Raw genomic sequence first — 12,051 nt, 5'->3', positions numbered from 1 at the left:
AACCCCCATCACCAGAAGGGATCTCGGATGAACCTGCTCGCCGCGCTGCGCGCCCACCGACTGCTCGCCATCGTCCGCGGCAGCGACCCGGACGCCGCGCTGACCACCGTGCTCACCCTCGCCCAGGAGGGCGTCCCCCTCATCGAGGTCTCCCTCTCCGGGCGCGACGCGCTCGACGTCATCGCGCGGGCCCGCGCCGCGCTCGGCCCCGACGCGATGCTCGGCGCCGGAACCGTGCTCAGCCCCGACGACGCCCACGCCGCCCAGAAGGCCGGGGCCGCGTTCCTCGTCTCCCCCGCGGTCAGCGACGGCATCGCCACCGGGCGTGAACTCGGACTGCCCGTGCTCGCCGGGGTGATGACGCCCACCGACATCCTCCAGGCGGTGCGGCTCGGCGCCGACGCCCTCAAGATCTTCCCCGCGGGCAGCGCCGGCGGTCCCGGTTATCTGCGGGACCTGCGCGGCCCCTTCCCGGACCTGCCGTTCGTGCCCGTCGGCGGAGTCGACGCGGCGGCGGCCGCCGCCTACCTGCGCGAGGGGGCCATCGCCGTCGGCGTGGGATCGCCCCTGATCGGCGACGCGGCCGACGGCGGCGACCTCACCGCCCTGCGCGAGCGCGCCCGCGCCTTTCTGGACATCGTCCGCCCGCAGGACCGCCCGTGACCGCCCCCGCGGTCCTGGGAACCGACCGCCTCGAACTCGGCGAGGGCATCCGCTGGACGGACGGCCGCGCCGTGCTGACCGACATCCTCACCGGCCGGCTGCTCGCCCTGCCCGACGGGCCGGACGCGCCGCTCGCCCCGATCACCCGACTGCCCTGCCCGCTGGGCGCCGTGGCCCCGGTGGAGGGCTCCCCCGGCCACTGGGTCGCGGCGGCGGGCACCGGCATCTGCCGCATCGACCCGGCGGGCCACGTCGACTGGATCGCACGTCCCGAGGACGACGCACCCGTACCGATGCGGATGAACGACGGCGTCGCCGACCCGCACGGCCGCTTCTGGGCGGGCAGCATGGCGTACGAGGCGACCGAGGACGCGGGCTCCCTCTACCGCCTGGACCGCGACGGCCGCGTCACGCGCGTCCTGCGGGACGTCACGATCCCCAACGGCCCGGCCTTCACCGCCGACGGCACCGTCATGTACCTCGCCGACAGCGCCCGCGGTGTCATCCGCCGCTACCCGGTCGACCCCGTGACCGGCGACCTCGGCGCCCCCGAACCCTTCGTCACCCTCGGCACGGGCAGCCCCGACGGCATGACCACCGACATCGAGGGCGGCCTGTGGACCGCCGTCTGGGGCGCCGGGCAGGTCCACCGCTACCGTCCCGACGGGAGCCTCGATCAGGTCGTCGACCTGCCCGCCGGGCAGCCCGCGGGACTCTGCCTCGGCGGCCCCGACGGCCGGACGCTCCTCGTCACCAGCGCGCACATCGGCCTGGCCGCCCCCGGCCCCCTCGACGGCGCCGTCCTCGCCGTCCGGGTGGACGTCCCCGGCGCCCCGGCGGCCCCGTACCGCCCGGCGGTCCCCTCCGCCCCCGGCCCGGCGGACCGCGCCGACACACCCTAGGAAGCCCACCATGAGCACCCCCCGGCCACTGCGCCCCGGCCCCGTGGTCTGCATCGGCGAGACCATGGCCGCCCTTGCCCCCGACCCCCTGGGGCCGTTGGACGACGCCGACCTGCTGCGCGTCGACGTCGCGGGCGCCGAGTCGAACGTCGCCCTCTACCTCGCCGACCACGGCATCCCCGCCCGCTGGGTCTCCGCAGTCGGCGACGACCCGTTCGGCCGCCGCGTCCGCGCCCGGATCGCCGCGGGCGGCGTCGACGTCAGCGGCGTCCGCACCGACCCGGAGCGGCCCACCGGACTGCTGCTCAAGGACCCGGGCGCGCACGGCACCCGCGTCCACTACCATCGCGCCGGATCCGCCGCCTCGGCTCTCACCGCCGACGTGCTCGACGACCCGGCGGTGACGGGCGCCGCGCTCGTCCACCTCAGCGGCATCACCCCCGCCCTGTCGCCCGGCTGCCGCGCCCTCGTCGAACGCGCGCTGCGCCCCGACCGCCCGTGGCCCGTCAGCTTCGACGTCAACCACCGCCCCGCCCTGTGGACCGGCCGCGCTGCCGCCGACGTACTGCGGGATCTCGCGCACCGGGCCGACATCGTCCTCGTCGGCCTGGACGAGGCCCAGGCCCTCTGGGGGGATCAGATCACCGACGCGGGACAGGTCCGCGCCCTGCTGTCCGCCCCGCACATGCTCGTGGTGAAGGACGGGGACCGCGCCGCCACCGCCTTCGTGGGGGCCGTCGCCCACAGCGTGCCCGCCCTGACCGTGCGCGTCGCCGAACCCGTCGGCGCCGGCGACGCGTTCGCCGCCGGCTTCCTCAGCGGCCTGCTGCGGCAACTGCCCGTGGACCGCGCCCTGCGGCTGGGCCATCTCACCGCGGCCTCGGCCCTGCGGGTCGCCGCCGACCACGGCCCCCTGCCCGACCCCGCCCTCGTCGAGGCGCTCCTGGACGCCGACGAGGAGACCTGGCGGGCCGCCGTGATCGACTGATGCCTGCGAAGGCGTAGTCCGCCGTCGCCGCCCCGGGCGCGCGAGGAGAAGACACGTGAGGGTCGTGATCACGGGCGCGTTCGGTTTCCTGGGCCGTCGGCTCACCGGCGCACTGCAGCGGCCGACGTTGCGCGGCGCACCGATCACCCGACTGGTCCTCGTCGACCGCATCGTGCCGCCCGGCTCCGCGCCGGCGACGAACCCACTCGTGGACATCGTGCACGGCGACCTGACCGACCGCCAGGAACTTCCACCAGGCGCGGCATGACCGGACCGTACCCAGTGATGATCACCGACACACGACGGCGTCGTCACCCATGGTCGCCGGCCTCGCGCGCGATCTCGTCGAACTTCGCGCCCATCGCCGCGGCGAGCGCGTTCGCGCCCGAGAGCGGGCGGACCATCACCATGAAGTCGTCGATCTTTCCCTCCTCGTCGAAGTGGAGGAAGTCGCAGCCGGTGAGTTGCTTGCCGTTCACGGTGGCGGTGAAGACCAAGGCGTGGTCACGGCCGTCCGGATTCGCGATCTCCCGGATGTAGGTGAAGTCCTCGAAGACCTCCGAGACGGCGTTCAGGATCGCCGCGGTGATCGCCTTGCCGGGATACGGCTTGAAGGCGACGGGGCTGGTGAAGACGACGTTCTCGGCCAACAGGGCGGCGATGGCCTCCTTGTCGCCCGCTTCGACGGCCTTGCGGAAGGGGTGCACAGGATCCACCTCTCATAGTCAACGAATTGAATAGATGCAGGCGCATCGCAGATTAGGAGCAGGGAGGCTAGGATGTCCATCCTCTAGTCACTTTATTGACTAATCAACCTGATGCTAGGTTGGCGTCATGGCTCTACGTCACGCGGTGATGGCCGCCCTCTTGCAGGGCGAGGCGTCCGGGTACGACCTCTCGAAGGGGTTCGACGCCTATGTCGCCAACTTCTGGATGGCCACCCCCCAGCAGCTCTACCGGGAACTGGAGCGCATGGAGGCCGACGGGCTCATCACGGCCCGCGTCGTGGAACAGGAGCGCCGCCCCAACAAGCGGCTGTTCTCCCTCACGGAGGCCGGACTGGAGGCGGTGCGGTCCTACACCGCCGAGCCGCCGGGCAGGCCGACGGCCATCAGGGACGAGCTGATGGTCAAGGTCCAGAGCGTCGACGTCGGCGACATCGAAGCCGTGCGGTCCGCCATCGCCGAACGCATGGAGTGGGCCACGGCCAAGCTGGCCCGTTACACGCGTCTGCAGCAGCGCCTGCTGAACGGGCGCACGGAGGACGAGTACTTCGCCGACGGCGAGCCCATCGGCCCCTACCTCACCCTGATGCGCGGCATCGCCTTCGAGAGGGACGACCTCCGCTGGGGGGAGACGGCCCTGAAGCGCCTGGAACAGCGCGCCTCCGCCTCCAGCGGCGGACGAGCCTGACGGCTCGACGGCTTGACGGCTTGACCGCTTGCCCGCTTGCCCCTGTGCAGCAACGGGGGCCCGGCGAGGCCGCAGCCACCGGCGATCTCGACGAGGAACGGGGCGCGACGGAGCACGAAGCAAGGTCCGCGAGAAGCGCGCCCGCCTCGCCGAGCTGTACCGGCGCGCAGATACTGACCTCACCATCGTCAGCGCCCACGACCCCGTCCTGTACGAGAAGGCGCGCGCAAGCGCGTAACGAGGAGTCCGCGTGCGGACCCCCGCCCGCCGCGTCCCAGAACACACCGGAGAACCATGACCTCCGACGCCACGCCTCCCGGCACCGGCCCACAGGCACGCGCCGGCGCACTGCTGCGCCGCCCCAAGCTGTGGCTGGCGCCCACGATCCTCACCGCGCTGCTCGCCCTGCTGCTGTCCCTCCTCTATATGGGCGGCATCGTCAACCCGCAGCGCGACCTGCACGATCTGCCGATCGCGCTCGTCAACGCGGACACGGGCAGGCCGTTGCCCGGTCAGCAGCAGAACCTGGGCACGCAGATCAGCGCGGCCATTGCCGCCAACACCGTCGGCGGCAAGGCCGAGTGGCGCATGCTCACCCGGGCGCAGGCTCAGGACGAACTGGACTCCGGCAAGGTATACGGCGCCCTGGTGATCCCCTCCGACTTCACTGACTCCGTCGCCGCGCTCACCACGGCCAGGGCCACCGAGCGTCCGGTCATCACCGTGCTCACCAACCCGGGCAAGGGCAGCCTCGGGTCCTCCCTGGCGAGCCAGATCACCATGCCGGCCGCCCACCAGGCCTCGCAGGCCGTCGGCAAGCAGCTCACGGCGGCGACCAGGGCCGACTCCCGGACGAAGCTGCTGCTCGCCGACCCGGTCGCCGTCACCACCCAGGTCGGCCACCCCCTCGGCAGCCACAGCGGACTGGGACTGACCGCGTTCTACTACACCCTGCTGCTCGTCCTGGCCGGATTCATGGGCGGCAACGTCATCAGCAACGGCGTGGACACCGCCCTCGGCTACGCCGACAACGAGATCGGCCCCTGGCACACCCGACTGCCGACGGTCCCGATCAACCGCACCCAGACCCTGCTGCTGAAGATGGCCATGACGGCGGGCATCACGCTCATCAGCGTCTCCCTCGTGATGCTCGCCTGCGTGAGCATGCTCGGCATGGACGCGACCCGCATCCCGCTGCTGTGGATCTACTCCTACTGCGCGTCCCTCGCCGTCGGCCTCGGCGTCCAGGCCATCAACGCCGCGTTCGGCGGGATCGGCCAGTTGGTGTCCATGTTCGTCTTCATCGTCCTGGGACTGCCGTCCTCGGGCGCCACCGTCCCGCTCCAGGCGGTCCCCGGCTTCTACGACTTCCTGTCCCACTTCGAGCCCATGCGCCAGCTCAGCGACGGCGTCCGCGCGATCCTCTACTTCGACGCGCGGGGCGACGCGGGCCTCGCCCGCGCCTGGACCATGATCGGGATCGGCGTGGCCCTCGCGCTGCTCTTCGGCTTCGCGATGACCACGTACTACGACCGCAAGGGCCACAAACGCCTCACCCCACAGCCCGCCTGAGCAGTGAGGGTGCTCGAGCTGCCCACGACGTAGTGCAGCCCGCGTGTCTGAAGGCCGAGCCGGAAGGCTGCGGTGTCGCCGTAGCCGCCGTCGGCCTCGGCGAGGGGGACGTCGACGCCCCAGGACCGGGTCTCGTCGATCATGTCCAGGGCCAGTTGCCACTTCTCGACATGGCCCACTTCCGGCGGGATGCCGCACCGTTCGCGGCGGGTCACCTTGGCGGGATCCCGGCTCCGGTTTGATCGCCGCGGCCATCTTCCACGCGCGTCGGGCTCGCACGTGTGCCGGATCCCACGGACTCGTGGTGATGAAGTGGGCCAGGGCCCGGCGGTTGCCGTCCGCACCCAGCCGGGCCGCCATCGGCTCCACCGATTTCCACCGGCCGTCCAGCAGTCGTCCCCGCAGATACACCCCGCCCCACCGACGCTGATCCGCCCGCGCGAACGACTTGAACACATCCGCCGGGAAGTCCTCCAGACGGCACCGGCCTTCATCCGACTCCCCAGGTGTCACAGACCGGTCAACGACACAGCCCCTCAACCGAACACGCCACCGACAAACGAACCTGACCAAGCCCTGCTAGCAGCGCGCACCCGCCTGGCCCGGCCGCCTGGGGTGCGTCTATCACTTCAAGTGGCGCGCGCAGGGTCCCAGGCGACCGGCCCCGTCGGTCGCCCGCTTCACCAGCGGCAACTGGAGCAAGCAGGCCCACGGTCCGCGACCGGGCGACCCGGCCGCTGGAACATGTGGCTGCTCACCCCGGCCGGATCGACATCGCCGACCCGCGCCTCACCTTCCGCCGCGTCCACCTCGGCTCCGTTCCCGACGGCTGGGCGCACGAGGCCCGCAGCATCCACGCCCACTGGCACCCCGCCGCCCTGCGACAAGCCCCCCCCCGATGGAACAGCGAGTGCGCCACGATTGCCCCACCAGCACGAGTACCACATGAGAGCAAAACATCGTGAGCGAGCCGACCGCCGTCCTGCTCATCGGGATCACCGGCTCCGGCAAGACCCACCTGGCCCAGGCCCTCGCCGACGGCGGCCTCGTCCGCCTCAGCGTGGACGAGGAGGTCCGTCGCCTTCACGGACGGTACGGCGTCGACTACCCCGAACACACCTACTTCGAACGCGAGGCCTCCGCGGTGGAAACCGCACGCACGCAGCTCGCGGAGCACCTGCGCGCCGGCCACTCCGTCGTCCTCGACCACGGCCTGTGGCGTCGTTCCGATCGCAACGAGCGCCAGGACGCCATGAACCCTTCTCGGTAACGTCTCGTGACGTTATGTGATCGATGTTCGGGCGGTGCGGCCGTGTTCGAGCTGGAGCAGGACGAGGGCGGCCCGGGCGATCCGGGTGATGGCGGCCGGGTCGAAGCTGATTCTACGCAGGGCCTGGCCTTGAAGGAGACCTTCAGCAGGGCGTTCGCACGTTCGGTGATGCCGTGCACGCCGCGAATCAGTGCGTTGACTCGTGGCTTTCGTGCGGGTGGTGCGTTGATCTGGCATGAGCGGGTTGGAGGGGCAACGGGCCGTACTGGCAGCCAAGTTCGAGGCGATTCTGCCGCACCTCGACGAGCGGCAGGGGCGCCTGTCAATAGGGGCGAAGGCCCACTCCGTCGGCCACGGCGGGATCCGAGCAGTCGCCCGTGCCGCCGGTGTCCGTGAGGCCACTGTCTCTGGTGGAGTGCGGGAACTCGACTCCGGCCAGGCTCCGTTGGGACGCATCCGACGACCCGGCGCCGGCCACAAACGCGTCGTCGGCGACCGTTCCGGGGCGGAAGTGTGTCGACCCCCACCAACGGGATGGCCTGGCGATGGCTGGCCGGCGTCCTGGCTCAGCCTCTCCGCATGGTCCCCTCGCTCGACTGACCGTCGGACGTGTGGGTCCAACTGGCGAGGATGTCGAGGGCGTCTGCGGAGGGTGAGGCGGGTTCGGGGGTGAGGATGGTGAGGTTCTGGTCGGGGTCGCCCTCGACGGCCAACACGACGTAGTCGAGGGTCAGGTCGCCGACCAGCGGGTGATGGAGGCTCTTGGTGCCGGTGGTGTGGGCGAGGACGTCATGGTCGGCCCACATCCGGCGGAAGACCTCGCTCCGTACGGACAACTCACCTATGAGTTCGGTGAGTTGGGGATCGTCGGGGTGGCGTCCGGCGTACAGGCGCAGCGTGGCCACGCAGTCGCCGGCGGCCGTCTCCCAGTAGTCGGCGTACAGGGCGTGGGCGCTCTCGTCGAGGAAGACGTAGAGGGCGAAGTTGCGCTCGCGGTGGGGGCGGTCCTGGAAGTCGGTGAAGAGGGCGTAGCCGAGCCGGTTGGCGGCCAGGACGTCCATACGTCGTCCCAGAACGATCGCGGGGGTGCCGAGTGAGTCCAGCGCCCGGTACAGGACGGGGCGCACCCGTTGCGGGGTCAGCGGTCGCCTGCGGCGGGCCCGGGTCTCGGTGGGCCGGGCGAGATCGAAGAGGTGGGCGCGTTCGGTGTCGTCCAGGTGCAGGGCACGGGCCACGGCCTCCAGGACGGCGTGGGACACGCCTTGGACGCGGCCTCGCTCCAGGCGGATGTAGTAGTCGACGCTGACCCCGGCGAGCTGGGCGACTTCCTCGCGCCGCAGCCCCGGGACCCGGCGGGCGCCCGGCTGCGGGACGAGGCCGGCCTGTTCGGGGGTGACCCGGGCCCGGCGGGTACGCAGGAACTCGCGGATCTCGGTGCTGCGGTCCATTAATCCACCGTACGGCCGGTCGCGGGCCGCCAGCTGCGCGGAAAGGGGTACTGCGGGACCCCCGGTGCAGGGGTGCCCTTTTCGGCGGCCCAGGCGGGGTCGGCAGGTGGTTGCCTGGATTACGGGCCCACCGCACCACGAACCCCGGCCAGAGAACAGGACACCTCCATGGCTCCCCCGACCGCATCGAATCTGACCGGTACCGTCGCTCTCGTCACCGGCGCGAGCAGCGGTATCGGTGCCGCCACCGCCCGTCGGCTGGCCGAGCACGGCGCCTGCGTAGCGCTCGTGGCCCGCCGCAAGGACCGGCTGGACAACCTCGCCGCCGAGATCGAGAAGGCGGGCGGCACAGCCCTGGCGGTGGAAGCCGACATCACCGACCGCGCCCAGGCCGAAGCCTGCGTACAGCGGTGCGTCGAGCACTTCGGACGACTGGACACCCTCGTCAACAACGCCGGCCTGATGCTCCTGGGCCCGGTCCTCGGCGCGGACGCCGAGGAGTGGGAGCGGATGATCGCCGTCAACGTACAGGGCCTGCTCCACACCACCCGTGCAGCCCTCCCTCACCTGCTCAAGGCCGCCGACGAGGGACCACGTCGGGTCGCCGACATCGTCAACATCAGCTCGATCGCGGGCCGTGTGGCATGGAACGGATACGGCGTCTACAACCTCACCAAGTTCGGTGTGAACGGGTTCACCGAGTCCCTGCGCCAGGAGGTCACCCAGCGGCACGTCCGCGTCGGTGTCCTCGAACCGGGCGGTGTGGACACCGAGCTCGGCTCGCACAACAACCACAAGCCCGAGGTCCGCGAAGCGATCGGCGCCTTTTACGAGCAGACCGAGGTCCTCGCCCCCGGCGACATCGCCGACGGCGTCGCCTACATGGTCACCCGGCCCCGCCACGCCTCCATCGGCGAACTGTGGATCATGCCCACCGACCAAGCCTGAACAGTCTCCCCTCACTCCCGGCTCGCCCACCGGCCGGGACGCCACGCAGCAGCACCGCACAACACCGGGTGCCCGATCACGGCACCTGAAAGGAAGCCCCCATGAGCAAGGTCATTCTCGTCACCGGTGCCGGACGCGGTCTGGGCACGGACATCGTCCGCGCGGCCCTCGCCGCCGGCCACCAGGTCGTCGCCACCGGCCGCCGCCCCGGCCAGGCCGAGAAAACCCTGGGCGGACCCCAGGACAACCTGCTGGTCACCAAGCTGGACGTCACCAGCCCAAAGGACGCCGAGGCCGCCGCACAGGCCGCCGTCGACCGCTTCGGCCGCATCGACGTCCTCATCAACAACGCCGGCAACTTCTACGCCGGATACTTCGAGGAGATCACCCCCGCGCAGATGCGCCGGCAGATCGAGACCAACCTCTTCGGACCCATGAACGTCACCCGCGCCGTCCTGCCCGTCCTGCGCAAGCAGCGAGCCGGGCACGTGATCACCATCTCCTCCTCCGCCGGCCTGATCGGCCAGGAATTCTGCGTCGCGTATGCCGCCTCCAAGTTCGGCGTGGAGGGCTGGATGGAGTCGCTGCGCTACGACGTCGAGCCCTACGGCATCCACACCACGGTCGTGGAACCCGGCTTCTTCCGCACCGAACTGCTCGTGGACGCCTCCACCACCTGGCCCGAGCCGACCATCGACGACTACGCCGAGCGCACCACGGCAACCATCGCGGCCTGGAAGAGCATGAACGGACAGCAGAGCGGCGACCCCGCCAAGCTCGCCCGCGCCCTGCTGACCATCGCCGACCAGGAGAAACCACTGCTGCGCTTCGTCGCCGGAGCCGACGCCATCGAAGGCGTCGAAGCCAAGGCCAGGGAACTCCTCGCCCAGGCCCAGGCCTCCCGCCAACTCGGCGCCGACCTGGCATACGACGACGCCAACGACTGAACACCACCCCACGCCAGAGCCACCTATTGGCAGGCCGGGACCGGGCAGCGCTGCGTTCCTCGGCGCAAGAGCTGGCACCAGGGGCCCGGCAGGTAACCAGCCCGCACGGTGACCGGCAGGCGGTTGGACCCTCGCCGGCCGAAGTCACGCTGACGCTGCCGGACGGGCAGACCGTGGACGGGCCCGGCTCCACGCGCGCCGGGAGGAGCGGATCTGCCCGGCCCTCCACCACAGTCGGCCCCCGGCTGGGTGGTCCGCCCCACGCCCAGGCGCCATCGGCGCCTACCGGCACGCCCGACGCACCGACGTCGGACTGTCCGGGATCTATGCGTTCATGGACCGGGCCATCGCCGGGCAGTTCGGGCCCGAGCACTTCGTCACCGCACGAATGATGCGCCTGAACGTCGCGACAGGCCACCTGCAATGGGTCAACGCCGGCCACCCCGCGCCGCTGCTGATTCGCAACCACCAGGTCGTCCGGCAACTTCGCAGCCCCATCACCTTGCCGGTCGGCTTCGGCGGCGACGAGCCCCAGCTCAGCGAGCAGACGCTCCAGGTCGGCGACCGCGTGCTGTGCTTCACCGACGGCCTGATCGAGGAGCACGATGTCCGCGGCAAGCAGTTCGGCGAGGAGCAACTCATCACCTGGGTCAACCGCATCGAGCACGCCGAGGAAGGGGTTCGGGCGGTGGCGCGCTCCCTCTCCCACACCCTGCCCCCGAACCCTGGCGGACGGCCGAACGCCCTGGCCGAGCATCTCGCAGCAAGGCAGCCCGTGGGCGCGCGTCGGCGGCGACCCCACTGGCTTCGAAGACCCGCAATGAGCCGATGCCGCCCGACCGTAGTCCGGCCGTTGGCCGTGACTCTGGCATGTCACGCGAGAAAACCGCGAGGTCTATCGTCAAGGTATGAGCGTGTTCATCAAGCTGGTGGAGAACCGGCCCCCAAGGAATACGCGGAGCTGGCGGCTGCAGATATCTCCTACGAAGACATCACCGAAGGTGAGTCGCCCGCCACGTACGAATACGTAAGCACTCTGCCGGCGGCCGGGCGCGTGCCGACGGCTGGGCCCGGTAGCCGGTGGTCGAGTAGAGCGTCACAACTGCCCGAACTGTGACGCGCCTGCCGCGCCCGGGGCGGGAAGACCGTCGCGAAGTACCACACCCGGCGCTTCGTCCCTCGTCCCCGCGCTCGCGATCGTGCCTGCGCCCTGCACGGAGTGGTCGGTCCGGATCGGGTACGCCCGTACCTCGACCGCCCGGCAGGAGCTTGCGAGCCAGCTCGAAGCCCTCCAACGCACGGACTGCCACAAGGTGTTCAAGGAGCAGATCAACACCCGCGTGAAGGTCCGGCCGGAGCTGGAGGCGGCGCTCGCGCTGAAAGACCCTCGAAGGCCAGGTCACCGCAGCGGGCCAAGGGCAACCACGGCGGACGCCCGAAGGTCATCGACGACGACATGCTCACCTTCGCCATCGCCCTCAAGGACAAGGGTGTCCCCGTACCCGACATCGCGAAGAAGCTCACCATCAAGACCGGGAGGAACGCGGGCAAGAACCCCTCGGTCGCCTCCCTCTACCGGGCACTCGCCGAAGCCGAGGAAGCCGCAATCGACGACGGCCTGCCGCTGCGGCCCAAGCCCATCCACATCCGCTGGCCCGAGGACCCCCTCACCCCTGAGGAGATCGACCTGCGCGAGAGGCTCCCGGCCCAGCCCCACCCGAACGCCGAGATGCCGTAGAGCCCTTCTCCTGCGTGCTACTGGCTGTGGCCGCGGGTGATGAGGATGGTGTTGTCGCCGACCGGGTCTAGGCGCTGTTTCTCGGATCTCCTGACGTGAGTGGGATGTTGGGGGCCAGGCTGGCTGTATGGGCCGTGGGGATCTGACGAATGCAGAGTGGGA

At 70.9% G+C, this 12,051-nt stretch carries 12 protein-coding genes and 5 pseudogenes; 13 read left to right on the top strand and 4 right to left on the bottom strand.

Going from position 1 to position 12,051, the window contains the following annotated elements; genetic code table 11:
• Window positions 1-27: 27 nt before the first annotated feature.
• Genes ACWCPF_RS42765 through ACWCPF_RS42750 form a run of 4 tightly spaced genes read left to right on the top strand, consistent with a single transcriptional unit; the run spans window position 28 to window position 2,821 of the window.
• Entirely contained in the window at window positions 28-663 is a 636-nt protein-coding gene (locus ACWCPF_RS42765) for a bifunctional 4-hydroxy-2-oxoglutarate aldolase/2-dehydro-3-deoxy-phosphogluconate aldolase (protein ID WP_451050553.1), read from the top strand.
• Window positions 660-1,565, top strand: a complete 906-nt coding sequence (locus ACWCPF_RS42760; protein WP_451050552.1) for an SMP-30/gluconolactonase/LRE family protein — start codon at window positions 660-662, stop codon at window positions 1,563-1,565. The genes ACWCPF_RS42765 and ACWCPF_RS42760 overlap by 4 nt, the downstream gene beginning before the upstream one ends.
• A 10-nt stretch (window positions 1,566-1,575) precedes the next feature.
• Complete coding sequence (locus tag ACWCPF_RS42755) at window positions 1,576-2,553, top strand: sugar kinase (RefSeq protein ID WP_451050551.1); 978 nt, start codon at window positions 1,576-1,578, stop codon at window positions 2,551-2,553.
• 55 nt (window positions 2,554-2,608) lie between these two features.
• The gene (locus ACWCPF_RS42750) at window positions 2,609-2,821 is read left to right on the top strand and encodes a hypothetical protein (protein ID WP_451050550.1); all 213 of its coding nucleotides are present in this window, start codon (window positions 2,609-2,611) and stop codon (window positions 2,819-2,821) included.
• Window positions 2,822-2,864: 43 nt separating this feature from the next.
• Here ACWCPF_RS42750 and ACWCPF_RS42745 read toward each other — a convergent pair whose 3' ends face one another.
• Window positions 2,865-3,260, bottom strand: coding sequence for a nuclear transport factor 2 family protein (locus tag ACWCPF_RS42745; RefSeq protein WP_451050569.1), 396 nt, complete (start codon window positions 3,258-3,260; stop codon window positions 2,865-2,867).
• 127 nt (window positions 3,261-3,387) lie between these two features.
• On the opposite strand from ACWCPF_RS42745, the gene ACWCPF_RS42740 reads away from it, so the two are divergent.
• Window positions 3,388-3,966 (top strand): PadR family transcriptional regulator, encoded by a 579-nt coding sequence (locus tag ACWCPF_RS42740; RefSeq protein ID WP_451050549.1) that lies wholly within the window; start codon window positions 3,388-3,390, stop codon window positions 3,964-3,966.
• Between the two features lie 294 nt (window positions 3,967-4,260).
• Window positions 4,261-5,538 (top strand): YhgE/Pip domain-containing protein, encoded by a 1,278-nt coding sequence (locus ACWCPF_RS42735; RefSeq protein WP_451050548.1) that lies wholly within the window; start codon window positions 4,261-4,263, stop codon window positions 5,536-5,538.
• Here the strand turns inward: ACWCPF_RS42735 and ACWCPF_RS42730 are convergent.
• A pseudogene (locus tag ACWCPF_RS42730) lies at window positions 5,538-6,051 on the bottom strand (transposase); the annotation flags it as partial. The gene ACWCPF_RS42735 and the pseudogene ACWCPF_RS42730 overlap by 1 nt on opposite strands.
• Before the next feature lie 448 nt (window positions 6,052-6,499).
• On the opposite strand from ACWCPF_RS42730, the gene ACWCPF_RS42725 reads away from it, so the two are divergent.
• Window positions 6,500-6,808 (top strand): AAA family ATPase, encoded by a 309-nt coding sequence (locus ACWCPF_RS42725; protein ID WP_451050547.1) that lies wholly within the window; start codon window positions 6,500-6,502, stop codon window positions 6,806-6,808.
• A gap of 12 nt (window positions 6,809-6,820) precedes the next feature.
• On the opposite strand, the pseudogene ACWCPF_RS42720 reads toward ACWCPF_RS42725, so the two are convergent.
• A pseudogene (locus tag ACWCPF_RS42720) lies at window positions 6,821-7,005 on the bottom strand (IS5/IS1182 family transposase); the annotation flags it as partial.
• A 38-nt stretch (window positions 7,006-7,043) separates the two neighbouring features.
• On the opposite strand from ACWCPF_RS42720, the pseudogene ACWCPF_RS42715 reads away from it, so the two are divergent.
• Window positions 7,044-7,295: pseudogene (locus ACWCPF_RS42715) on the top strand (ISAzo13 family transposase); the annotation flags it as partial.
• A 79-nt stretch (window positions 7,296-7,374) separates the two neighbouring features.
• Here the strand turns inward: ACWCPF_RS42715 and ACWCPF_RS42710 are convergent.
• Window positions 7,375-8,256, bottom strand: coding sequence for a helix-turn-helix transcriptional regulator (locus ACWCPF_RS42710; RefSeq protein ID WP_451050546.1), 882 nt, complete (start codon window positions 8,254-8,256; stop codon window positions 7,375-7,377).
• 168 nt (window positions 8,257-8,424) lie between these two features.
• On the opposite strand from ACWCPF_RS42710, the gene ACWCPF_RS42705 reads away from it, so the two are divergent.
• The 5 genes and pseudogenes from ACWCPF_RS42705 (at window position 8,425) to ACWCPF_RS42685 (ending at window position 11,889) form a co-directional block, all read left to right on the top strand.
• Window positions 8,425-9,204, top strand: a complete 780-nt coding sequence (locus ACWCPF_RS42705) for an SDR family NAD(P)-dependent oxidoreductase (protein WP_451050545.1) — start codon at window positions 8,425-8,427, stop codon at window positions 9,202-9,204.
• 101 nt (window positions 9,205-9,305) lie between these two features.
• Complete coding sequence (locus ACWCPF_RS42700; protein ID WP_451050544.1) at window positions 9,306-10,151, top strand: SDR family oxidoreductase; 846 nt, start codon at window positions 9,306-9,308, stop codon at window positions 10,149-10,151.
• A gap of 271 nt (window positions 10,152-10,422) precedes the next feature.
• A pseudogene (locus ACWCPF_RS42695) lies at window positions 10,423-10,884 on the top strand (PP2C family protein-serine/threonine phosphatase); the annotation flags it as partial.
• Window positions 10,885-11,350: 466 nt separating this feature from the next.
• Window positions 11,351-11,470, top strand: a pseudogene (locus ACWCPF_RS42690) (recombinase family protein); the annotation flags it as partial.
• Between the two features lie 137 nt (window positions 11,471-11,607).
• A complete protein-coding gene (locus ACWCPF_RS42685; RefSeq protein WP_451050570.1) occupies window positions 11,608-11,889 on the top strand; it encodes a hypothetical protein in 282 nt (93 codons plus the stop codon).
• Window positions 11,890-12,051: the final 162 nt, after the last annotated feature.

The sequence above is a fragment of the Streptomyces sp. NPDC001858 genome (assembly GCF_053594615.1).
This window is presented reverse-complemented; position numbering and strand designations above follow the sequence as displayed.